Origin of the sequence: Lapillicoccus jejuensis (genome assembly GCF_006715055.1) — a bacterium.
GTDB lineage: Bacteria > Actinomycetota > Actinomycetes > Actinomycetales > Dermatophilaceae > Lapillicoccus > Lapillicoccus jejuensis.
The window spans coordinates 1,172,266-1,194,554 of record NZ_VFMN01000001.1; the positions used below are offsets into that span (position 1 = coordinate 1,172,266).

The following is a 22,289-nucleotide window of genomic DNA, read 5'->3' on the forward strand; positions in this document are numbered from 1 at the left end:
GTAGAACGTGCCCTCGTTGGTTCTTCTCGTCGGACCACCGCTCGGCCACGGTGGACCCATGACCACCACCACCCGACACCGCGGGACCGCCGTCGCCGGCGCCCTCACCGCGATGGCCCTGTGCGGCAGCAGCGTCGCCGTCGTCGGGCTCGTCCCGACCCGCAGCGCCCTGCTGTGCCAGGGGCTGCGGTACGCCGTCGCGGCCGCCGTCCTCCTCGCCGTCACGGCCGCCCGCGGCCGACCGGTGCGCCGGGTCGCCCCCCGCGACCTCCCCCGGACCCTGGCGGTCGCCGCCGTGGGGCTGGTCGGGTTCACCCTCGCGCTCACCGTCGCCGCGTCGCACGCCGACCCCGCGGTGACGGGGGTGGCCCTCGCCGCCGTCCCCGTCGTGCTCGTCGTGAGCGGGTCCGGCGCCCGAGGACGGGGAGCGTCGCCCCGTCCCCTGGTGGCCGGCCTCGTCCTCCTCGTCGGAGCCGTCCTCGTCGAGGGGGCCGGGAGGGCGGACGTCACGGGGACCGCGGCCGCCCTGGCCGCGCTCGCGTGCGAGGTGACCTTCACGCTCGCGGCCGTCCCGCTGGTCCGCCGGTACGGCGCCCCGTCGGTCACCACCCACTGCTGCCTCCTCGCGGCCGCCGCCCTCGTCGTCGTCGGGCTCCTGCGCGGCGAGCCGCTCCCGGACCAGCCGGGGGCGTGGCTGTCCACGGCCTACCTCGCGGTCGCGGTCACCGCTCTCGCCTTCGTGCTCTGGTACGACGCCGTCGCGGTGCTGGGGGCCGCGTCCGCCGGGGTCTGCGCCGGCCTGGTCCCGGCCGGTGCGGCCCTCACCCACCTCGCCACGGGCGGTCCTACCCCGTCACCGGGGGTATGGGCCGGGATCGCCGTCGTCGTCGTCGGCCTCGTGGTCGGTGCCCGCCCGATCGCGCGCGACGGTCTGCCGTCGTGAACCGGGCCGCCCTCGTCGCCCTGCAGGCCGTGACGGCCGTCCTCTCGGGGGGCACCGCGGTCGTGTACGTCGTGCTGTCCGCCCGGACCATGCCCCGGCTGGCCGTCCTCGCCGACCGGGTCGGCATCGAGCGGATGCAGCACATCAACCGCGTCGCCCTCCAGCCGCCGTTCATGACCTGCTTCTTCGGTGCGGCGCTCGGGTCGGTCGTCCTCGTGGCGCTCGTCGTCGCGGGCCGCGGCGGGCCCGCCGCGGGGGTGGCGGTGGCCGCCGCGCTGCTCTACCTCGCCGGCTTCGGGCTGACCGTGGCCTACCACGTGCCGCTCAACGACCGCCTGGCCCGGCTGGACCCCGGCGCCCTCGACTCCGTCGCGGTCTGGCGCGCCTACCTGGTGGGGTGGACCCGCGCCAACACGGTGCGGGCCGTCCTGTCGGCCGGCTGCGCGCTCCTGCTCGTCGGCGCCGCCGTCGGGTCGGCCCGGTCGGGTCGCTGACCCTCCCGGGTGTCAGGCGTCCTCGAGCCCGAGCGCGTCGCGGACCGCGTCCACGAAGGCCTCGGTCGACGTGTCCACCGCGGTCAGCACGTCGTTCGCCTCGGCCGTCGTCAGGGGTCCCCGGTGGCGGCGGACCTTGACGAACCGCGCCAGCTCCATGAGGCGCTCGACGGCCGCGTCCAGCTCGGGCGACTCGGCGACGGCGCGGGTGCGGTCGGGGAGCCGGTGGACACGGGGCCTCGGCCCCGGTCCGCCGCTGATGGGCGGCAGGGGACCGGGCGGATTGCTCACACACCACAGTCGCAGAGTCCGGCACCCCTGTCCGATCGGGTGGCTCGTCGGGTGGCTCGTCGGGCGGGAAGCCGCACCGCCCGGCGCCCTCGGCGGCGTACGCTCGCTGCCGCGCCGACGAGAGGGAGAGCGGATGTCCGAGCGGGCCGTGGACCCGAGCCGTCCGTCGGCGAGCGCGCGGGGCCACCGGGTCCACCCGGCCTGGTGGGTGGCCGCGGTCGTCTTCCTCGCGATCTTCGGGGCCGCCGGCTTCCGTGCCGCCCCCGGCGCCCTCATGGTCCCGCTGCACGACGAGTTCGGCTGGTCGACGACGGTGATGTCGGCGGCGGTGAGCGTCAACCTCCTGCTCTTCGGGCTGATGGCCCCGTTCGCGGCGGCGCTGATGGACCGGCTGGGGATCCGCCTCGTCGTCTCGGGGGCCCTGACGCTCATCGCGCTCGGGTCCGCCGGCAGCGTCGTCATGACCGCCTCCTGGCAGCTGTTCGTGTTCTGGGGCCTGCTCATCGGGACCGGGACGGGGTCGATGGCGCTGGTCCTCGCCGCCACCGTGACCAACCGATGGTTCGTCCGACGCCGTGGCCTCGTCATGGGCGTCCTCACGGCCGGCAGCGCGACGGGCCAGCTCGTCATCCTGCCGCCGGTCGCGGCCCTCGCCGACGGGGTCGGCTGGCGGGTCGCGTCGCTCGTCATCGGCGGCGTCGCGCTGCTCGCGGTGCCGCTGGTGTGGCTCGTCGTCCGCGACCACCCCGCCGACCGCGGCGCCCTCCCCTACGGCGCCGACGAGGCGACGTACGTCGCCCCTCCGGTCGCCACCGGGGGCGCGTTCGCGCGGGCGGTCGACGGCCTGCGGTACGCCGTCCGGCAGCGCGCCTTCTGGGCGCTGGCGGCCGCGTTCGCCATCTGCGGCGCGACGACGAACGGCCTCATCGGCGTGCACTTCATCCCCTCCGCGCACGACCACGGGATGCCCGAGACGACCGCCGCCGGGCTGCTCGCCGTCGTGGGGGTCTTCGACATCGTCGGCACGATCGCGTCGGGGTGGCTCACCGACAGCGTCGACCCGCGGCTGCTGCTGCTCGCCTACTACGCGTTCCGGGGCGTCGGGCTGCTCCTGCTGCCCTCGCTGCTCAGCGCGACGATGCACCCGAGCATGGTGCTGTTCGTCGTCGTCTACGGGCTCGACTGGGTGGCCACGGTCCCGCCCACCGCAGCGCTGTGCCGCGAGCTCTTCGGCGAGCGCGGCACCATCGTCTTCGGCTGGGTCTTCGCCTCGCACCAGGTCGGCGCGGCGCTCGCCGCGTTCGCCGCCGGCGTCGTCCGCGACACCTTCGGCACCTACAGCTATGCCTTCTGGGGCGGCGCAGCCCTGTGCGGCGTCGCGGCCGTCGTGTCGCTCCTCGCCCGGCCCCGGCCCGCAGCCGCACTCGCGGACGCCTGATCGACGCCCCGTGACGGGGTCAACCACATGCCGATGACCGAGAAGTGCTCGCTCGATCGACCGTCCGGTCGCGCGTTCTGGTGGACACCGACCCTCTGGGCGGCGTCGGGTTCTCTGCCGGTGCGTCCCGTGCCCGTCTCCGACTTCCCGGAGCTCGATGAGGACTGCTGGTTCAGCGGGCGCGCGCCGAGCGTGCGGGAGGTCGCCGAGCACGCGCGCCGCATCGAGAGGGCGGACCTCGCCCACCCCGTCATCCTCTCTGCAGCCGGTGAGCTGATGGACGGCGGGCACCGGCTGGCCAAGGCGTGGTTGCTCGGCCTGAAGCATGTCGACGCCGTCCGGTTCGCCGTCGACCCCGAGCCCGACTGGGTCGAGTCCTGAAGGAGAGCGGCCAGGGCGGCCGGCGCAGGCCCTGGCGACGCGGCGGGCCGTCAGGCCAGCAGGTCGTCGTCCACGAGGTCGGCGTTCTCGCGGTGGTTCTCACGAGGGGTGCTGTCGGGGGTGCTCGGCACCGCGTCGGCCCCACCCTGGGCCGTCTCCGGGTCGGAGAAGGAGGACCCGGCCTCCGAGACGGTCAGCCCGTCCTCGCGGTCGTCCTGGTCGGCGTCCTCGGCGGGGACGGGCGGCTCGGGCGTGGACTGGGCGGGCGTCGAGGTGTCGTGCGGCGTGGGGTCGGCGGTCACGGGCGGGGACGTACCCGGCCCGGCCACCGACCACACGCCGCGCGCGGGAGCCTCAGACCGTGGTGGCGAAGCGGAAGTGGCAGGTGTCCATCCGCTGGGCGACGCCACCCACGGCGGTGAGCTTCACCTGGGTCCAGTGGCCGTCGACGTCCGGCCCGGCCCATCGCAGGGTCGAGACGAGCTGGTACCGGCCGACCGGGAGCGGGCCCCCGTGCTCGCCGGTGCAGTGCAGGACGCGGTTGGCGCCGGCGACCGGCTGGACGACGCCGCAGCTCGCGCCGCGCGCGGGCGCGTTGGTCCCGATCTGGGTCCAGGGCCCCGAGCCGGGCAGGCTGACGTCCACGGACGCGATCTCCTCCCCCGGCACGACGGTCATCGAGATCGGCACGGTCGCGGTGCCGCTGAGGACCGTGTCGGGGTCGGCGACGAGGGGGGCGGTGCGCAGCTCCGCCGTGGAGTAGTAGTGCGAGCCGTCGACGACGGGGAAGGCGTCGCCGCCGTAGCGGCCGACCTGCCCCGTGGCGTCACGCGCGTCGACCCAGGTGTGGCCGAACACGCCGGCCGGCAGGACGCCCGTGTGCGTGACCGGGAGGGTCACCTGGTAGCCGCCCGACGGCAGCGACGGGGCGTCGGCGGCCCCGGACCGGTCGCCGCAGACGTAGGCGAGGTTGCGCACGCCGACCGAGCGGCAGTGGATGCCGAGCTCCCGGACGTCGACGTCGGGGGACCCGGTCCAGGTCTCGTCGGTGCCGGCGGGCACGTGCACCTCGAACCCGACGACGCTCGTGGCCTGGACCCGGACCTGGACGGTCAGCCAGCCGCGGCCGTCGTCGACGGTGAGCCGGGTGACCAGCGCGGACGTGCCCGAGTCGGGCACGTCGGTGACGGCGTGGGCCGGGGCGGCGCCGAGGGCGAGCGCACCGGCGGTGAGCAGGGAGCCGAGGGCCAGCCGGCGCGAGAGCCGGGTGCGGGAGCGGGGGTGGAGGGACCGGAGGGCGGTCAGGGGGGACGAAGGCATGGGGAGTCCTTGTGGTCGATCGTGGGGGAGAACGACTATATCGGACAACTCGGACTAAAAGGATGTCGTGGGACCGGGCAATCGCCGCCGTCGGTCACGGGGCACGAGTAAGGCCCCGACCAGCGTCTCCGCCGGCCAGGGCCCCGTCGTCTGTCTCAACACAGAGTGCGCCCGAAGGGATTCGAACCCCTAACCTTCTGATCCGTAGTCAGATGCTCTATCCGTTGAGCTACGGGCGCGGGTGCTCCGCCCGAGGGCGGAGCAACGATCGCCAAGACTACCGGCCCCCCCCACCGGACACGAAATCGGTTCGGTGCCAGGGCCGCCCGCGGGGCGCCGTACGTCAGTCGTGTGATGTAAGCGTTGCCGCCCTGACCTGCGCAAACACCTGTGACGGGACTCACGGGTGACCGGGACCTCGGACCGCTCCGCGGGCCGTCGGAGCCGGGCTACGTTGACCCATCACTGCTCACCATGTGGACACCGAGGTCCCGGAGCACCATCCAGCGACACGACCGGGGCCGCCGTTCGGCAGCCTGTGAAAGGGAACGGGACGGATGACGATCGAGACGAGCCGGCAGCACGGCCACGGGCAGGACCACTCCGGACGCGACGCCGGCCCGGAGCGCGACAAGCCCGTCGGGGGCACGACGCACGCCGGGCTGCAGGCCTGGGTCGACGAGGTCGCCGCCCTCACCACCCCCGACGAGGTCGTCTGGGTCACGGGGTCCCAGCAGGAGTGGACCCGCCTCACCGACAAGCTCGTCGCGGCGGGCACGTTCACCCGCCTGGACCCGGAGAAGAAGCCGAACTCGTTCCACGCCGCCTCCGACCCGACGGACGTCGCCCGGGTCGAGGACCGCACCTACATCTGCTCCGTCGACGAGCGCGACGCCGGTCCCACCAACAACTGGATGGCGCCGGAGGAGATGAAGGAGATCATGCGCGGGCTCTACGCCGGCTGCATGACCGGCCGCACGATGTACGTCGTCCCGTTCGTCATGGGCCACCTCAACGCCGAGCACCCGATGTTCGGGGTCGAGATCACCGACAGCGAGTACGTCGTCGTCTCGATGCGGGTCATGGCCCGCACCGGCGTCAGCGTCCTGCGCCGCATCGAGGAGCTCGACGCCGACTACGTCCCCGCGCTGCACTCGCTCGGCGCCCCGCTGCAGCCCGGCCAGGCCGACGTGCCGTGGCCGTGCAACGAGACGAAGTACATCGTCCAGTTCCCCGAGCAGCGGATGATCTGGTCCTACGGCTCCGGCTACGGCGGCAACGCGCTGCTGGGCAAGAAGTGCTACGCCCTGCGGATCGCCTCGGTCATGGCCCGCGACGAGGGCTGGCTGGCCGAGCACATGCTCATCCTCAAGCTCACCTCGCCGGAGCAGCAGACCTACTACGTCGCCGCCGCGTTCCCCTCGGCCTGCGGCAAGACCAACCTCGCGATGCTCGCGCCCACCATCCCGGGCTGGACGGTCGAGACGCTCGGCGACGACATCGCCTGGATGCGCTTCGGCGAGGACGGCCGGCTCTACGCGGTCAACCCCGAGTTCGGCTTCTTCGGGGTCGCACCGGGCACCAACGAGCACACCAACCCCAACGCGATGCGCACCATCAACCTGGGCAACTCGGTCTTCACCAACGTCGCCCTCACCGACGACGGCGACGTGTGGTGGGAGGGCCTGGAGAACACGCCGGCCCACGCGACGTCGTGGAAGGGCGAGGACTGGACCCCGGACTCGGGAGAGCTGAGCGCGCACGCCAACAGCCGCTACTGCACCCCGATCGAGCAGTGCCCGATCCTCGCCGACGAGTACCACGACCCGCAGGGGGTGCCGATCTCGGCGATCTTCTTCGGCGGTCGCCGCCGCGACACCGTCCCGCTGGTCACCGAGTCGCGCGACTGGGTGCACGGCACCTTCATGGGCGCGACGCTCAGCTCGGAGACGACGGCCGCGGCGACCGGTCAGGTCGGCGTCGTGCGCCGCGACCCGATGGCCATGCTCCCGTTTATCGGGTACGACGCCGCCGACTACTTCCAGCACTGGATCGACCTCGGCAAGGACGCCGACGCCACCAAGCTGCCGAGGATCTTCTACGTCAACTGGTTCCGCCGGGACGACGACGGCGACTTCCTGTGGCCCGGCTTCGGCGAGAACGCCCGCGTCCTCAAGTGGGCCATCGAGCGGATGGAGGGCAAGGCCGCCGCCGTCGAGACCCCGATCGGCCACGTCCCGACGCCCGAGGCGCTCGACACCACCGGCCTCGAGATGACCCCCGAGCAGGTCGAGGCCGCCCTGGCCGTCGACCCCGAGGAGTGGAAGCAGGAGATCCCGCAGATCGAGGAGTGGTTCGCCCGGTTCGAGGGCAACCTGCCGACCCAGCTCCAGGTCGAGCTCGACGGCCTCAAGGCGCGCCTCGGTCTGCTCTGACGACCCGTACGGCGCCCCGCGCGGGCGCCGTGCGGCACCAGGACGCGACGACGCCCCCCGGCCGGAGCCGGGGGGCGTCGTACGTCAGGCTGTGCGCGGTCTCAGACCGGGCGGACCTTCTCGGCCTGCGGGCCCTTGGGGCCCTGCGTGACCTCGAACTCGACCCGCTGGGCCTCGTCGAGCGAGCGGTAGCCGCCCGAGTCGATCGCGGAGTAGTGGACGAAGACGTCGGGGCCGCCGCCGTCCTGCGCGATGAAGCCGAAGCCCTTCTCGGCGTTGAACCACTTCACGGTGCCTTGTGCCATGGGAACAATCTCTCTCTTCGTGCGATGGGCCGGCACACCTCGTGACGACCCAGCTGCAACCCTGTCCCACACCACTGCCGGGCGGACCCGGACCGTGCTGCAACACCAGAAAAAAAGGCCCGCGTCTGGCGGGCCGGTCTTCGACATGCGAGGAATGAACTGCAACCGAGAGCAGGGTAGCAGGTCGGGTCGGCGCGGCCCGGTGTCGGCGGGGAACCGACCCCGGGCCGCGCGCGCTCAGCCCAGGGTGCGGCGGTAGAGCTCCTCGAGCTCGGTGAAGGATCGCTCGGCACCGGCTTCCTGGTACATGGACGTGTCGGCCATCGAGTACCCGTGGGGCGCGTCGGGGTAGATCTCGTTGCGCGCCCGCAGGCCGGCCTTCTCGAGCGCCTCGCCGAGGGCCTGCACGGCCTCCGGGGGCATCGACCCGTCGTGGTCGGCGTGGCCGAGGACGAACTCGGCCCGGGCGTTGGCCAGCCCCAGGTGCGGGCTGTCCGGCTCGTCGGTGACGAGACCGCCGCCGTGGAAGCCGCCGACGGCGGCGACCCGCTCGGGGTGCCGCGAGGCGGCCCGCAGGGCGAGCCGCACCCCCATGCAGTAGCCGACGACGCCGACCTTGTCGCCGACGACGCCGTCGAGGCCGGCGAGCGCGTCGAGGTACGCCGCGATGTCCGGCTGCGCCTGGTCGGTCGTCAGCCGGCCCACCCGACCCATGGCCGAGCCCATGAACTCCTCGCGGGCTCCGGGCTCGCGCAGGTCCGCCGTCGGCGAGGTCTCCTGCGCGCTCCCCTCCCGCCAGAAGACGTTGGGCGCGAGGACGACGTACCCCCACCCGGCGATGCGGTCGGCCATCCGCGCGATCTGCGGCCGCAGGCCGATGGCGTCCATGAAGAGCAGCACGCCCGGGCCGGAGCCCGAGGCCGGCCGGGCGACGTACGCCTCGGCGGTCCCGTCGTTGACGGGGATCTCGATGAGGTCCATGAGGGGGACGCTAGCCCCGGTCGTCGGCGCGTGTCCTGGGAGGGTCGGCGCTCCCGGCGGCCTCGCGGCGGGCGTTGAGGTGCGGGAACGGCTCCGCCGGTACGGCGACCCCCAGCGCCCGCGCCAGCGGCTCCCACCCGTCGCCGACGCTCCACTCCACGAGCCGCTCCGGCGGGCAGGTGGCGCGCACGTCGGCGACGTGCCGCTCGTACGCCGCCACGGTCGCCTCCTCGTCGAGCACCGCCTCCCAGGAGCCGAACTCGGTGTCCCACACCAGCTGGACGAGGGCGAGGCCCTCGGGGGCGGGCTGGTCACCGGGGAACACCCGGCCCGGGCGGCTGCGCGGGTGGACGGTCGTCGTGAGACTGGCGTACCACTCGTGCGGGTCGCGGACGGTGAGCAGCACCGGGGCGTCCGGGTGGCGCTGCGCCAGCTCGCGCCAGGCCCAGCAGAACGGCCAGTCGACGCCCGAGCGGTAGAACGGCTCGAGGCGGTCGAGCGCGGGCTCCCCGCGCCGGTACGCCGCCCACAGCCGCGCCTCGTCCGGGTGGGTGAACATGCGGCTCATGTGGCACACCGGGCCGGCGCCGAGGCGCTCGAGGGCGGCCGCCACCGAGGTGGTCCCCGTCCGGCCCCAGCCCGCTCCGATGATCCGCACCGCGTCGTCGGTCATGACCTCGATGCTGTCAGGAGCCGGGGGCCTGCCGCGCCCCCTGCTGAGCCTGCGGCCCGAAGCCCTGCTGACCCTGTTGCCCGAAGCCCTGCCGCCCCTGCTGACCCTGTGGCCCGAAGCCCTGCTGGCCCTGCGGCCCGAGGCCCCGCTGGTGCCGTCCGCCGAACCCGCCGCCCGGGAAGCCGCCGCCCGGGCCCATCCGGCTCTCCCCCGACCCGGTCGAGATCCCGTCCGGCGTCAGCGCCGCGGCGGCGACGCCGCCCGCGGTGGTGAGGGCGAGAGCCGCGCCGAGCACGGCCGCCGTACGCCGCCCCGACCACCGCCGCCGGTCCGCCGGCGTCGCGGCGGTGCCGCCGGGCGGCGGGAGGACGGCGTCCTGCGGGGGGCCGGGCGGGGGCGGGACGGCGTCGTACCGGCGTCCGTCGGCCTCGACCGCCCAGGCGCGGGTCGGGGGGACGAGCGGCGTGGCGGGGCGCTCGGGGTGCTGGGTCACGGGGACCTCCTGGGCGGCTGGGACGGGACGGAGGACAGGACGGGGGACGACGACGAACCTCTGCCCGCCGTCGCGCGTTCTGCTCACAGCGGGCCCCCAGCGGGACCGGCTCGGTGGCGGGCGGCCGTCGACGGCTGGAGACGGCCGACGACGACAACCCGTGACGGTGACGGCCCCGTCTGTGGTGGACCTGTGGCGGCCGTGTCGGCATGCTGTCGGCGCGGCACAGAGCGCCCACAGGATCGTCACAGGGAAGCCCTACCCCGCCCCTAGCCCACACACCGAGGATGCTCACCATGAACAAGGCACCGGCCAAGGCCCCCCAGCTGCAGCGCCCGGACGGGTCGGCCCCGCGCGTGCTCGTCGTCGACGACGAGCACAACCTCACCGAGCTGCTGAGCATGGCGCTGCGCTACGAGGGCTGGGAGGTCCGGTCCGCCGCGACCGGGATGGCGGCGGTGCGGACGGCGCGCGAGTTCGACCCCGACGCGGTCGCCCTCGACATCATGCTCCCCGACATGGACGGCCTCGAGGTCCTGCGCCGGATGCGCGAGCACGACGACCGGGTCCCGGTCCTCTTCCTCACGGCCAAGGACGCCGTCGAGGACCGCATCGCCGGCCTCACCGCCGGCGGCGACGACTACGTGACCAAGCCGTTCAGCCTCGAGGAGGTCGTCGCGCGGCTGCGCGGGCTGATGCGCCGTACGGCGATCCTCGCCGCCGACGCCGACGACAGCCGCCTCGTCGTCGGCGACCTCACCCTCGACGAGGACAGCCACGAGGTCACCCGCGGCGGCGACAGCATCACCCTCACCGCGACCGAGTTCGAGCTGCTGCGCTACCTCATGCGCAACCCCAAGCGGGTGCTGTCGAAGGCGCAGATCCTCGACCGCGTGTGGAACTACGACTTCGGCGGCAAGGCCAACGTCGTCGAGCTCTACATCTCCTACCTGCGCAAGAAGATCGACGACGGCCGCGAACCGATGATCCACACGATGCGAGGCGTGGGGTATGTCCTCAAGCCCACTGTCTGAGGGCGACACCCCCACCTTCTACTCCAGCCCGCCCGCACCGCGGTTCGTCTCCGGCGCCGTGCCGCCGGAGGGTCACCGCGCGTCGCCGTACGGCGTCGTCCGCGGCTGGGGCCGGGCGGTGGCCAGCCCCCACCGCTGGCCGCTGCGCACGAAGATCGTCGTCGCGATGCTGGCCCTGTTCACCGTCGTGACGATGGCCATCGGGGCGGCCTCCGTCATCGCGCTGCGCAACTACCTCTACGCGCAGATGGACCAGCAGCTGATGTCCACGCTGCAGCGCCCGCCGCCGCTCGAGCCCAACTGCGGCAACGGCGACGAGAGCTACCGCGGCCCGGGCAACGAGGGCCTCATCGCCGTGCAGTCGATCGACAGCTCGGCCGCGCAGGGCTGTGCCTCGGACAACGACAACCAGCGCTCACAGCTCACCTTCGCGCAGCTGTCCGAGATCTTCGCCGCGGGGCTGCGCGAGCCGACCAACGTCGCCCTGCCGTCGCTCGGCGAGTACCGACTGGTCGCCGCGCAGGCGACCATCCGCGGGACGAACACGGTCGTGACCGTCGTGGTGGGTCTGCCGACCATGCCGGTCGAGCGGGTCCTCGCCCGCATGACGACCATCGTCGTCCTCGGTGTCCTGGGCGGCCTGCTCGTCGTCCTCGTCGCGGGAACCTACATCGTGCGACGCAGCCTGCGCCCGCTCGACCGGGTCGCCGCGACGGCGACCCGGGTCAGCCACCTGCCGCTCGACCGCGGTCAGGTCGACCTGTCCGAGCGGGTGCCCGAGGAGGACACCGACCCGCGGACCGAGGTCGGACAGGTGGGCCTCGCCCTCAACGAGATGCTCGAGCACATCGACGGCGCGCTGCAGGCCCGGCACCGCAGCGAGGAGCGGGTCCGGCAGTTCGTCGCCGACGCGAGCCACGAGCTCCGGACCCCGCTCGCCTCGATCCGCGGCTACGCCGAGCTGACCCGTCGCGAGCCGGAGCCGGTGCCGGCGTCGGTCACCCACGCCATCGGGCGGATCGAGTCCGAGGGCGTGCGGATGAGCTCGCTCGTCGAGGACCTGCTGCTGCTCGCGCGGCTCGACGCCGGCCGGCCGCTGGAGACCGAGACCGTCGACCTCAGCCTCCTGCTCGTCAACGCGGTCAGCGACGCGCACGCCGCGGCGCCCGAGCACGTCTGGGAGCTCGACCTGCCCGACGAGCCGGTCGAGGTGCCGGGTGACGGCTCGCGGCTGCACCAGATCGTCGCGAACCTGCTGGCCAACGCCCGCACCCACACCGACCCGGGGACGATCGTGCAGACCAGCCTCGCCCGCGAAGGCGACCGGGTGCGGATCACGGTGCACGACGACGGGCCGGGCGTGCCGACGTCGTTGCAGGCCAACGTCTTCCAGCGCTTCGCCCGCGGTGACACCTCGCGCAACCGCGCCGGGGGCAGCACCGGTCTCGGCCTGTCCATCGTGGCCGCCGTGGCCCAGGCGCACGGCGGCACCGTCGAGCTGCGCTCGCAGCCGGGGGACACGACGTTCTCGGTCCTGCTGCCCGCCCCCGCCTGAGCCCCCGCCTGACTTCAATGTCCGCACCGCCGCGGCACCGGTGCCCCCGCGGTGCGGACGCCAGGATCGGGACGCCCGGGTCAGGTCGCGGCGCGGGCGCGGTGCGCCGCCGCCTTGACCCGGCTCTGGCAGCGCGGTGAGCAGTAGCGTCGGGTGCCGTTCCTCGTCTCGTCGAGGAAGACCCGGTCGCACGGGTCGGCGTCGCAGACCCCGAGCCGGCCCGCCCACGCGCTGCCCACGACGAGGGCGAGGGCCGACGCGATCCCCGCCATCCACCCGAGGACGACGCCGTCGTCGGGACCGTGGAAGTGCAGGCTCCAGCCGTCGTCGAACCGGTCGAGCCGCGGGCGCGCCGAGGTGTCGTCGAGCAGCGCGTTGACCAGCCGTGCCGCCTCGTCGACCCGGCCCGCGTCACCGGCGGCGAACACCGCCCGGACCCGTTCCGCCCACCCGGCCAGCTCGGCGGCCTGGGCCGCCGTCACCCGGCTCGCCCGGCCCTGCGACACCAGGGCCGCCCGGGCCGCCGCGACCGCGGCCGGACCGCGCGGGACGTCGTACGGCGTCGTGCCGTCGTGCCCGGGCGTCAGCCCGTCGACCAGCGCGCAGGCGGCGGCGAGCAGGGTCCGCACGTGACTGTCGAACTGCACTTGACCAGTCACTCCCTTCGTCGTAGCGTCCTCGGAGATGACTACCGAAACCCATGATGCCAGTCACGCGTCCACCACCGCACCCCGGTGGCGCGACCTGCCGGCGCCGCTCTGGGCGCTCGTCGTCGCCCGGGCGGTCAACCGGGTCGGCGCCTTCACGCTCCCCTTCCTCGGGGTCGTGCTCGTCGACCGGCTGGGCACCTCCGCGGCGGTCGCCGGCGCGCTCGTCGCCCTCTTCGGCGTGGCGACGATCCCGTCGCGGCTGCTCGGCGGGGTGCTGGCCGACCGCCTGGGCCCGGTCCCGACGATGACCGTCGGCCTGGTCGGCTGCGCCGTCGGCCAGCTCCAGGTCGCCGCCGCCGGGGGCCTCGCGGCGGCGGCCGTCGGGGTGGTCGTCCTCGGGCTGGCCTTCGAGGTCTACGAGCCGCCCAGCCAGGCCCTCGTCGCCGACCTCGTGGGCGACCGCCTGCGCCCGATCGCGTACGGCGCCCTCTCGGCGGCCCTGGCGGGGGCGGGGCTGGTCGCCGGTCCGCTCGCGGTGCGGCTCGGCGGGATCGACGTGCGCGGGCTGCTCGTCGCCGACGCGGTCAGCTGCCTCGTCGCCGCCGGCCTCGTCGTGGCCGTCGTCCGCCCCGCGCTGCGCCACCACGCTGCGTCCCCTGCGTCCGGGACGTCGGCGCCTCCGACCGCCGACCTCTCGGACGCACCCGCTCCGTCGACCCCGGCCACCACCCCATCGCCGACGTCGCCGTGGCGCGACCGACGGCTGCTCGTGCTGCTCGCGGCCGGGACGGCGTTCGCGACCGTCTACCTGGCCCTGGTCACCGTCCTGCCGCTCGCGCTGCCGCGGATCGGCCAGCCGCCGGAGCACGCCGGGCTCGTCGTCACCGTCGCCGCGGTCGTCGTCGTCGCCGGCCAGCCGCTGCTGCGCTGGGGACCGCTGCGCCCGACCGCCCGCGCCCTCGTCGTCGGGTACCTGCTGCTGGCCTTCGGGCTCGCCCTCCTCGCGGTCGCCCACGACCTGACGACGGTCCTGCTCGCGGCCGTGGTCTGGTCGCTCGGCGACCTGCTGCTCCTCGGCCACCTGCTCTCGCTCGTCAGCGGCCTCGCCCCGGCCGGCGCCCGGGCGCGGTGGCTCGCCGCGTACGGCCTGTCGTGGGGCGTCGCCACCGCCCTCGCCCCGCTGCTCGGCACGCAGCTGCTGGTGCACGGCGGACCCGCGCTGCTGTGGGGCACGCTCGCGGTCGTCGCCCTGGGCCTCGCCGCGCTCCAGCCGGCGCTCGCGCGACCCCGTACCCCCTAGCGTCCGCACCGCTGGGGCACCGGTGCCCCGTCGGTGCGGACGCTGCCGGGACTCAGCCGTCGCCGGCCGCGATCGCGGCGTGCTCGTCGCGCAGCTGCCGCTTGAGGATCTTGCCGCTGGGGTTCTTCGGCAGGGCGCCCGCGATCACGACGTACTTCGGCGTCTTGTAGCCCGCGAGCACCGACCGGGCGTGCGCGACGACGGCCTCGGCCGTCAGCGTCATCCCCTCCTTCGGCACGACCACCGCCGTGACCGCCTCGATCCACCGCGGGTGGCTCACCGCGAAGACGGCGACCTCGGCGACACCGGGCATCGTGTAGATCGCCTCCTCGACCTCGCGGCTGGCGACGTTCTCCCCGCCGGTCTTGATCATGTCCTTCTTGCGGTCGACGACGTAGAGCCGCCCGGCGTCGTCGACGTAGCCGAGGTCCCCGGAGTGGAACCACCCGCCGCGGAACGCCTCCGCCGTCCGTTCCTCGTCACGGAAGTAGCCGAGCGTCGCGTGCGGCGAACGGTGGACGATCTCGCCGACCGTGCCCGACGGCACCGGCCGGTCCTCGTCGTCGACGATCCGGGTCTCGACGTTGAGCGCCGCCCGGCCCGCCGACCCGGCGAACTCGAGCTGCTCGTCCGGCGGCAGGATCGTCGCGAGCGGCGCCATCTCGGTCTGGCCGTAGAAGTTCCACAGCCGCACCTGCGGCAGCCGCCGCTGGATCTCGCGCAGCACCTCCACCGGCATCGCCGCGGCCCCGTAGTAGCCCTTGCGCAGCGACGACAGATCGGTCGAGTCGAAGTCGGGATGGCGCAGCAGGCCGATCCACACCGTCGGCGGCGCGAAGAACTTGGTCACCCGGTGCTCGGCGATCGCCCGCAGCACCCCGCCCGGGTCGGGCGACGGCAGGACGATGCTCGTCGCGCCCAGCCAGACGTCGGTGCCCAGGAAGCAGTCGAGCTGGGCGCAGTGGTACATCGGCAGCGTGTGCAGCTCGACGTCGTCCACGCTCATCCCGCCGTCGAGCGCGCACGACGCGTACTGCCACATCAGCGCCCGGCTCGACAGCAGCGCCCCCTTCGGACGCGACTCGGTGCCGGAGGTGAACATCATCCGCACCGGGTCGTCGTCGCCCACGAGCACCTCGGGGGCGCCGGGCGCGTGGCCGAGCCAGTCCCCCAGGTCCACCCACCCGTCGCGACCGGCACCCCGCCGTACGGCGACCCGGTGACGCACCGACCCCGTGCCCGATCCCGTGCCCGACCCCGTGCCCGACCCCGTGCCCGCCGCCGCGAGCGCCGCGTCCGCCACCGGCACGAGGGAGTCCTCGACGACGAAGGCCACCGCCTCGCTGCGGTCGAGGATGAAGGCGATCTCGTCCGGGCCGAGCATGAAGTTGACCGGGACGAGGACCACCCCGGCCCGGGCCGTCGCGAAGTCGAGGACGACGTACTCCCAGCAGTTGTGCGCCAGCAGCGCGAGCCGGTCCCCGGGCGCCAGACCCGCGTCGGCGATCGCCGCCGCCGTCCGATCCACGAGGTCCTCCAGGTCGCGGAAGGTCAGCGACGTCGGGCCGTCGACGACCGCGACCTTGTCCGGCCACCGCGCCGCCGTGCGGCGGGGCAGGTCGCCGAGCGCGTGGGAGCGGGCGGCCCGGACGAGGGGGCTGGTCACGGTGTCCACGTCGACCTCCGTAGGGCGGGTGCTGGGTGCTGGGTGCTGGGTGCTGGGTGCTGGGTGCTGGCGACACCGTACGACGCCGTGGGGCACTCGGGGGTCGCTCAGGGTGGACCCCGAGTCATCACCGGGTCAGCGGCGTGCCACAGCGACCGCACAGTCCCCGACCGGACCGTGGTCGTCATGGATTCGATCACCCTGCACCGCACCGCGGAGGAGGCCCCGCTCGGCTCGAGCGAGACCCCCCGCGCGACGCGACCGTCCCCGGCCGGCGCCACGCCGGGCCTCGGCCAGCGCCTGTGGCGCGGGGCCGACACCGACCCGAGCTGGGCCCGACCCGCCCTGCTCGGCCTCCTCGTCCTCACCGCCGGGTTCTACCTGTGGAACCTCACCGCCAGCGGCTGGGCGAACTCCTTCTACTCCGCCGCCGTCCAGGCCGGGTCGACCAGCTGGGAGGCGTTCTTCTACGGCTCCTCCGACGCCGGCAACTCGATCACCGTCGACAAGCCCCCGGCCTCGCTGTGGGTCATGGCCCTGTCGGTCCGGGTCCTCGGGCTCAGCTCGTTCGCCATCCTCCTGCCGCAGGTGCTCATGGGCGTCGCGAGCGTCGGCGTCCTGTACGCCGCCGTCCGGCGCTCCTTCGGCGCGGTCGCCGGCCTCCTCGCGGGGGTCACCCTCGCGCTGACGCCCGTCGCGGTGCTGATGTTCCGCTTCAACAACCCCGACGCGCTGCTGACGCTGCTCATGGTCCTCGCGGGCTGGGCGACCCTGCGCGCCGTCGAGGCGACCCGGCACCGCAGCTCGTGGCGCTGGTTCGTCCTCGCGGGGGTGTTCCTCGGCTTCGCCTTCCTCACCAAGACCCTCCAGGCCTTCCTCGTCGTCCCCGGCTTCGGGGCGGCGTACCTCCTCGCCGCGAAGGGCACGCTGCGCCAGCGGCTCGGCGGCGCGGTCGCCGGTGGCCTCGCGTTCCTGCTCTCCGCGGGCTGGTGGGTCGCGATCGTCGAGCTGGTGCCGGCGAGCATGCGGCCCTACATCGGCGGCTCGCAGACGAACTCCTTCCTCGAGCTGACCTTCGGCTACAACGGCTTCGGCCGGATCACCGGTGACGAGACCGGCTCGGTCGGCGGCGGGGGCGGTGGCACCGGCACCGGGATGTGGGGCGAGACCGGCCTCGGGCGGCTGTTCGACTCCGAGATCGGCGGCCAGATCTCCTGGCTGCTCCCCGCGGCGCTGCTGCTGCTCGTCGCCGGCCTGTGGTGGCGAGGGCGCCGTCCGCGCACCGACGCCCGCCGGGCGGCGTACGTCGTCTGGGGCGGCTGGGTCCTCGTGACCGCGCTGACCTTCTCGCTGATGGCCGGGATCTTCCACGCGTACTACACCGTCGCCCTCGCCCCGGGCATCGCCGCGCTCGTCGGCATGGGGCTCGCGGAGGCCTGGGAGCACCGCGAGCAGCTGCTCGGCCGGCTCACCCTCGCGGTCGTCGCGGCGGTGACGAGCGTCTGGTCCTTCGTCCTGCTGTCGCGCTCGGTCGAGTGGAACTCCTGGCTGCGGGTCGTCGTGCTCGCCCTCGGGCTGGCCGCGGCCGTCGGCGTCCTCCTGCTCTCCCGCATCGCCCGGCGCGCCGTCCCGGTGGTCGTCGCGGCGGGGCTGCTCGCCGGGCTGCTCGGCCCGGCCGCCTACGCGGCCCAGACCGTGTCGGTCGGCCACAGCGGCTCCATCGTCGACGCCGGCCCGACCGTCTCGGGCGGCCGCGGCGGTCCCGGCGGGGGCTTCGGTGGTGGCGGCGCCCGGGGTGGCTTCCCCGGCGGCGCCCCCGGCACCCAGGGCGGCACCCAGGGCGGCACCCAGGGCGGCACCGGTACGGCGCCCCAGGGCACCCCGCCCGGTTTCGGCACCCAGGGCGGCACCGGCACCCAGGGCGGCACCGGCACCCGGGGCACGAGGGGTGGCGGGATGGGTGGCCTGCTCGACGCGACCACCCCGAGCACCGCCGTCGTCGCCGCCCTCAGCCAGGACGCGTCGCAGTACACCTGGGTCGCGGCCGCCATCGGCTCGCAGAACGCGGCCGGCCTCCAGCTCGGCACGCAGCTGCCGGTCATGGCCATCGGCGGGTTCAACGGCAGCGACCCGAGCCCGACCCTGGCGCAGTTCCAGGCCGACGTCAGCGCGGGGAGGATCCACTACTTCCTCGCCGGCGGCGGGTTCGGCGGCCAGAACGGCGGCAGCGACACGGCCTCGCAGATCAGCACGTGGGTGCAGGACAACTTCCGAGCCGTCACCATTGACGGCATGACGTTCTACGACCTCACCCAGGCGGCCTCGGGCGGCACGTCGAGCAGCGCCTCGACCTCGACCACCTGATGGCGCCCGCCGAGGCGACCCGACCCGTCCCCTCCCCGGCTCCGGCCGGGGAGGGGCGGTCCCGTGCGCGCTGGGTCAAGCTGGGCCGGTTCGCGACGATCGGCGTCGCGAGCACCGTGCTCAACCTCGGGCTCCTCGCCCTGCTGCACCGCCCCCTCGGCGACCAGGTGGCCAACCTCGTCGCCCTCGTCGTCTCCACGCTCTTCAACACCGCCGCCAACCGGTGGTGGACCTTCGAGGTCCGCGGCCGCGAGGGGATGGGCCGCCACCAGGTGCAGGGGCTGCTCGTCTTCCTGCTCACCTGGGGCCTGACGAGCGGGGCGCTCAAGCTCCTCGACGTCCTCGTGGACCGGCCGGCGACGATCGCGGTGGTCGCCGTCGTCGCGCTCGGCAACGTCGTCGCCACCGTCGTCCGGTACGTCGCCATGCAGCGCTGGATCTTCAAGCCCGCCCCCTGAGGGCTCCGGTGAGCCGACCGAAGAGCCGGCCGACGAGCCGGTCGACGAGCACGGGAAGGGCCCCGCGACCGGGTGGTCGCGGGGCCCTCCTCGTGCGGCTCGGCGGAGGCGGCGGGATTTGAACCCGCGAGGGGTTGTTGACCCCAACCCGCTTAGCAGGCGGGCGCACTAGGCCACTATGCGACGCCTCCCCGCCCCGAGCGCGGCGGGACGTCCTGCGGGAGGACGGCCGACCGGCGTGGGGCCAGCACAGCGTAGCGGCGGGGGGGAACGATGACCAAAGCGCCCCTGACGAGAGCCCGACGCAGGACCGGCCAACCATCCGGGCGCCTGCGGCGTCGAAGGGGAGGAGACACAGGACCCCCGGGTATCCTCGTCACGTTTCGGCACGGGCCCGACGCGACGGGGACCCCCGGACAGCCCCCGAACCCGCCGCCCAGGCCGGCCGACCGCGAAGGACCGACGTGCAGGTGACCCCCGAGCACCGCGACGACACCGTCGGCGCGCGCACCCGTCGGCTGCAGGACCGCCGCCGCCGCAGCCGCCGCAGCCTGGGGCTCACCGTCCTCGCCCTCGTGCCGGGCGCCGGGCTGCTGCCCACCCGGTACCGCGCGCTCGGGTGGACCCTGCTCGGTCTGCTCCTCGCCGCGCTCGCCGTCCTCGGCGTCCTCGTCGCGACCAGGGGCCCCCGCGCCCTGGTGAGCAGCGTGCTGCGCGTCGTCGTCGACCCGACCCTGCTCCTCGTCCTGGCCGCCGCCCTCGTCGTCGGCGGTCTGCTCTGGGTCGGCTCGATCGTGCTCACGCACCGGGCCACCCGGCCGGCCGACGCCGACCCGGCCGCCCGCTGGGGTCTGCGGCTGGCCACCCTGCTGTGCGCCCTGCTCGTCGCGCTGCCCGTCGCCCAGTCGGTGCGCTACGTCGGCATCACCCGCGACACGGTGCAGGCGGTGGCCGGGACGAGCTCGCTGCAGCCGAAGGTCGCCTCCACCGCCAAGCCGGCGGCGCAGAAGGAGGACCCCTGGGCGTCCGTCCCCCGGGTCAACATGCTGCTCATCGGCTCGGACGCGGGCACCGACCGCAGCGGGCTGCGGACCGACTCGATGGTCATCGCGAGCATCGACACGAAGACCGGGTCCACGGTCCTCGTCTCGATCCCCCGCAACCTCGAGCGGGTGCCGTTCCCGGCCGACAACCCGCTGCACCGCTACTTCCCCGACGGCTACTACTGCCCGCAGCGCGGCGTCGGCAACGAGTGCCTCATCAACGCCGTGTGGGAGGAGGCGCTCGGTCACAAGGACGAGTTCGCCGGCGACCGCAACCCCGGCCTGACCACCCTGCAGGGCGTGCTCACCGAGATCACCGGGCTGAAGATCGACGACACGACGATCATCGACCTCGACGGCTTCGAGCAGCTCGTCGACGCGATGGGCGGGGTCTACGTCAACAACACCGAGAAGCTCCCGATCAACGGCTACCACCTCAGCAACGGCGGCGTCGCCGGCATCGAGGGCTACATCGAGCCGGGCTACCAGAAGCTGAACGGCAAGCAGGCGCTGTGGTTCGCCCGCTCGCGGCTGCTGTCCGACGACTACTCCCGGATGCGCCGTCAGCGCTGCCTCATCGGCGCCATCGTCGACCAGGTCGACCCCGGCACGATGCTCACCCGCTACCCGCAGCTGGCCAAGGTGGCGCAGAACAACGTCGAGACCGACGTCGCCGTCGGTGACCTGCCCGCGTGGGTCGATCTCGTCGAGCGGATCCAGAAGGGCGGCATCCGCTCGCTCGTCTTCACGTACGACGTCGTCAACGTCGCCAGGCCGAACTTCACCAAGATGAAGGCGGAGGTGGCGGCGGCGCTCGTGCCGCCGAAGGCCCCCGCCACCCCGACGGGGCCGTCCACCCCGTCGACGCCGTCGCCGTCGACGACGACGCCCTCCACCCCGACCGCGCCCCCGACGACCCGAGCCCCCGACACCTCGGCCGCCGTCGACCTCAAGCAGGCCTGCTGACCCGGGCTGCACACGGAACGGCCCCCCGCACCGTCGTCGGTGCGGGGGGCCGGTCACGCAGCCGGGGCTGCGGTGGGACGCTCGGTCAGAGCGGACGGACGGCGTCCGCCTGCGGGCCCTTGGGGCCCTGGGTGACCTCGAACTCGACGGCCTGGTTCTCCTCGAGGGAGCGGTAGCCGTTGGACTGGATGGCCGAGTAGTGCACGAAGACGTCGGGGCCGCCCCCGTCCTGCGCAATGAAGCCGTAGCCCTTCTCGGCGTTGAACCACTTCACCTTGCCCTGTGCCATGGGGTCTTGTTTCCTTCTCTCTGGCCGAGAGGACGTGCACAGCACACGCCCCCGGCTGCGGTCTCACCCCAACCGGGCCAGCCCCCCACCAGCAAGTAACGAAAAGCCCGCCACAACCTTCGCAGCGGGCCGACTTCCCTGTCTCACGTGCGGGTACTGCAACTGCAACCGGCGCACACGCTAGCACGCAGGGTGCGGCCGGAACCGGTTGACGACGCAGGTTTCACCCACCGTCCGGAGGGTGGTCACCGGGCCCCGTCGGCCGGGGTCGAGGACGGTCCGAGGCCCCGTTCGGCGCGGGCCGGGGAACGGTCTCCGCGCACGCTCGCGACGAGGTCGAGGGCCCGCCGCGTGGCCCGGACGTCGTGGGTGCGGAAGACCGTCGCGCCGAGCCAGGCGGCGACGGCGGTGGCGGCGAGGCTGCCCTCGAGCCGCTCGTCGGCGGGCAGGTCGAGGGTCTCGCCGACGAAGTCCTTGCGCGAGATCGCCTGCAGCACGGGGTAACCCAGCGCGACGACGTCCGCGGTGTGCCGCAGGACCCGCAGCGAGTGCGCGGTCGTCTTCCCGAAGTCGAGGGTGGGGTCGACGAGCACCCGCTCCGGCGCGACCCCCGCCGCGACGGCCCGGGCCGCGCCGTCGGCGAGGGTCGCCACGACGTCGCGCACGACGGCGAGCGGGTCGGGCCCGTACGTCGTGTCGACCGGGTCGGTGCGCGGCGGGAGACCACCGGTGTGCGAGACGACGTAGCCGGCGCCGGTGCGGGCGGCCACGTGGACCAGCTGCGGGTCGTGCCCGGCCCAGGTGTCGTTGACGAGGTCGAGCCCGACCTCGGCCGCCGCCGCGGCGACCTCGGCCCGCCAGGTGTCGAGGCTCAGCGCGAGGTGCGGGTGGGCGTCGCGGACCCACGCGAGGAACGGGACGACCCGCGCGATCTCCTCGTCGGGCGAGACCCGCTCGCCCTCCTGTCCGGCCCGCACCCCGCCGACGTCGACGAGGTCCGCGCCCTGCGCGACGGCCTCGTCGACGGCCCGCCGCGCCGAGTCGTCGTCGGCGTGCCGGTTGCCGGCGAAGAAGGAGTCCGTGGTGCGGTTGACGATCGCCATGACCGCGGGACGGGCCGCGTCGAACTCGCGTCCGCGCAGCACGAGGGGCGCCGGCCGCGGGAGCGACGGCGGGACGAGCTCAGCCATGGCGTCACTGTAGGCAGACG

22 protein-coding genes and 2 tRNA genes are annotated in these 22,289 nt (G+C 74.2%); 11 read left to right on the plus strand and 13 right to left on the minus strand.

Going from position 1 to position 22,289, the window contains the following annotated elements; all coding sequences use genetic code 11:
- Nucleotides 1-58 precede the first annotated feature (58 nt).
- Together FB458_RS05635 and FB458_RS05640 are read left to right on the plus strand one after the other, a co-directional pair.
- Nucleotides 59-943, plus strand: a complete 885-nt coding sequence (locus tag FB458_RS05635) for an EamA family transporter (RefSeq protein ID WP_141847499.1) — start codon at nt 59-61, stop codon at nt 941-943.
- A complete protein-coding gene (locus FB458_RS05640; RefSeq protein WP_170185576.1) occupies nt 940-1,437 on the plus strand; it encodes an anthrone oxygenase family protein in 498 nt (165 codons plus the stop codon). Before FB458_RS05635 ends, FB458_RS05640 begins: the two co-directional genes overlap by 4 nt.
- 12 nt (nt 1,438-1,449) lie before the next feature.
- Here the strand turns inward: FB458_RS05640 and FB458_RS05645 are convergent, their stop codons facing one another.
- Entirely contained in the window at nt 1,450-1,728 is a 279-nt protein-coding gene (locus FB458_RS05645) for a hypothetical protein (RefSeq protein WP_141847503.1), read from the minus strand.
- 133 nt (nt 1,729-1,861) lie between these two features.
- Here FB458_RS05645 and FB458_RS05650 point away from each other — a divergent pair, with 133 nt between their 5' ends.
- Nucleotides 1,862-3,166 (plus strand): MFS transporter, encoded by a 1,305-nt coding sequence (locus tag FB458_RS05650; RefSeq protein ID WP_141847505.1) that lies wholly within the window; start codon nt 1,862-1,864, stop codon nt 3,164-3,166.
- Nucleotides 3,167-3,193: 27 nt separating this feature from the next.
- Entirely contained in the window at nt 3,194-3,547 is a 354-nt protein-coding gene (locus tag FB458_RS05655) for a ParB/RepB/Spo0J family partition protein (protein WP_170185577.1), read from the plus strand.
- Nucleotides 3,548-3,597: 50 nt separating this feature from the next.
- On the opposite strand, the gene FB458_RS21230 is transcribed toward FB458_RS05655, so the two are convergent.
- The 3 genes from FB458_RS21230 to FB458_RS05665 form a co-directional block, all read right to left on the minus strand.
- A complete protein-coding gene (locus FB458_RS21230) occupies nt 3,598-3,849 on the minus strand; it encodes a hypothetical protein (protein ID WP_170185578.1) in 252 nt (83 codons plus the stop codon).
- Nucleotides 3,850-3,901: 52 nt separating this feature from the next.
- Nucleotides 3,902-4,867 (minus strand): cupredoxin domain-containing protein, encoded by a 966-nt coding sequence (locus tag FB458_RS05660; RefSeq protein ID WP_141847509.1) that lies wholly within the window; start codon nt 4,865-4,867, stop codon nt 3,902-3,904.
- A gap of 166 nt (nt 4,868-5,033) precedes the next feature.
- Nucleotides 5,034-5,106 (minus strand) — tRNA-Arg (locus FB458_RS05665).
- A gap of 318 nt (nt 5,107-5,424) precedes the next feature.
- Between FB458_RS05665 and FB458_RS05670 the strand changes: the two genes are divergently transcribed.
- A complete protein-coding gene (locus FB458_RS05670) occupies nt 5,425-7,302 on the plus strand; it encodes a phosphoenolpyruvate carboxykinase (GTP) (protein ID WP_141847511.1) in 1,878 nt (625 codons plus the stop codon).
- Between the two features lie 101 nt (nt 7,303-7,403).
- On the opposite strand, the gene FB458_RS05675 is transcribed toward FB458_RS05670, so the two are convergent.
- The 4 genes from FB458_RS05675 to FB458_RS05690 all read right to left on the minus strand — a co-directional run bounded on the left by FB458_RS05675 (nt 7,404) and on the right by FB458_RS05690 (nt 9,754).
- On the minus strand, nt 7,404-7,607 hold the full coding sequence (locus FB458_RS05675) for a cold-shock protein (protein ID WP_141847513.1): 204 nt from the start codon (nt 7,605-7,607) through the stop codon (nt 7,404-7,406).
- Between the two features lie 237 nt (nt 7,608-7,844).
- Nucleotides 7,845-8,588, minus strand: coding sequence for a dienelactone hydrolase family protein (locus tag FB458_RS05680; RefSeq protein WP_141847515.1), 744 nt, complete (start codon nt 8,586-8,588; stop codon nt 7,845-7,847).
- Between the two features lie 10 nt (nt 8,589-8,598).
- Entirely contained in the window at nt 8,599-9,261 is a 663-nt protein-coding gene (locus tag FB458_RS05685; RefSeq protein WP_141847517.1) for a sulfotransferase family protein, read from the minus strand.
- Between the two features lie 13 nt (nt 9,262-9,274).
- Nucleotides 9,275-9,754 carry a hypothetical protein gene (locus FB458_RS05690; RefSeq protein ID WP_141847519.1) on the minus strand — a complete coding sequence of 160 codons (480 nt, stop codon included), beginning with the start codon at nt 9,752-9,754 and terminating at the stop codon, nt 9,275-9,277.
- Between the two features lie 296 nt (nt 9,755-10,050).
- Here FB458_RS05690 and FB458_RS05695 point away from each other — a divergent pair, with 296 nt between their 5' ends.
- Entirely contained in the window at nt 10,051-10,788 is a 738-nt protein-coding gene (locus FB458_RS05695) for a response regulator transcription factor (protein ID WP_141847521.1), read from the plus strand.
- Nucleotides 10,766-12,343 (plus strand): sensor histidine kinase, encoded by a 1,578-nt coding sequence (locus FB458_RS05700; RefSeq protein ID WP_141847523.1) that lies wholly within the window; start codon nt 10,766-10,768, stop codon nt 12,341-12,343. The genes FB458_RS05695 and FB458_RS05700 overlap by 23 nt, the downstream gene beginning before the upstream one ends.
- Before the next feature lie 80 nt (nt 12,344-12,423).
- Here the strand turns inward: FB458_RS05700 and FB458_RS05705 are convergent, their stop codons facing one another.
- Nucleotides 12,424-12,990, minus strand: coding sequence for a CGNR zinc finger domain-containing protein (locus tag FB458_RS05705; protein ID WP_211355943.1), 567 nt, complete (start codon nt 12,988-12,990; stop codon nt 12,424-12,426).
- Nucleotides 12,991-13,027: 37 nt separating this feature from the next.
- On the opposite strand from FB458_RS05705, the gene FB458_RS05710 reads away from it, so the two are divergent.
- Nucleotides 13,028-14,293, plus strand: coding sequence for an MFS transporter (locus FB458_RS05710; protein ID WP_141847527.1), 1,266 nt, complete (start codon nt 13,028-13,030; stop codon nt 14,291-14,293).
- A 52-nt stretch (nt 14,294-14,345) separates the two neighbouring features.
- On the opposite strand, the gene FB458_RS05715 is transcribed toward FB458_RS05710, so the two are convergent.
- The gene (locus tag FB458_RS05715; RefSeq protein WP_141847529.1) at nt 14,346-15,968 is read right to left on the minus strand and encodes a fatty acyl-CoA synthetase; all 1,623 of its coding nucleotides are present in this window, start codon (nt 15,966-15,968) and stop codon (nt 14,346-14,348) included.
- 177 nt (nt 15,969-16,145) lie between these two features.
- Between FB458_RS05715 and FB458_RS05720 the strand changes: the two genes are divergently transcribed.
- The gene (locus tag FB458_RS05720; RefSeq protein WP_141847531.1) at nt 16,146-18,323 is read left to right on the plus strand and encodes an ArnT family glycosyltransferase; all 2,178 of its coding nucleotides are present in this window, start codon (nt 16,146-16,148) and stop codon (nt 18,321-18,323) included.
- On the plus strand, nt 18,323-18,781 hold the full coding sequence (locus tag FB458_RS05725; protein WP_141847533.1) for a GtrA family protein: 459 nt from the start codon (nt 18,323-18,325) through the stop codon (nt 18,779-18,781). Before FB458_RS05720 ends, FB458_RS05725 begins: the two co-directional genes overlap by 1 nt.
- Nucleotides 18,782-18,884: 103 nt before the next feature.
- Here the strand turns inward: FB458_RS05725 and FB458_RS05730 are convergent.
- A tRNA-Ser gene (locus FB458_RS05730) sits at nt 18,885-18,972 on the minus strand.
- Between the two features lie 273 nt (nt 18,973-19,245).
- Here FB458_RS05730 and FB458_RS05735 point away from each other — a divergent pair.
- On the plus strand, nt 19,246-20,790 hold the full coding sequence (locus FB458_RS05735; protein WP_141847535.1) for an LCP family protein: 1,545 nt from the start codon (nt 19,246-19,248) through the stop codon (nt 20,788-20,790).
- An 85-nt stretch (nt 20,791-20,875) separates the two neighbouring features.
- Here the strand turns inward: FB458_RS05735 and FB458_RS05740 are convergent, their stop codons facing one another.
- Together FB458_RS05740 and folP are read right to left on the minus strand one after the other, a co-directional pair.
- A complete protein-coding gene (locus FB458_RS05740) occupies nt 20,876-21,079 on the minus strand; it encodes a cold-shock protein (RefSeq protein WP_141847538.1) in 204 nt (67 codons plus the stop codon).
- 245 nt (nt 21,080-21,324) lie between these two features.
- Nucleotides 21,325-22,269: a dihydropteroate synthase gene (gene folP / locus FB458_RS05745; protein WP_141847540.1), complete on the minus strand. Its 945-nt coding sequence runs from the start codon at nt 22,267-22,269 to the stop codon at nt 21,325-21,327.
- Between the last annotated feature and the right edge of the window lie 20 nt (nt 22,270-22,289).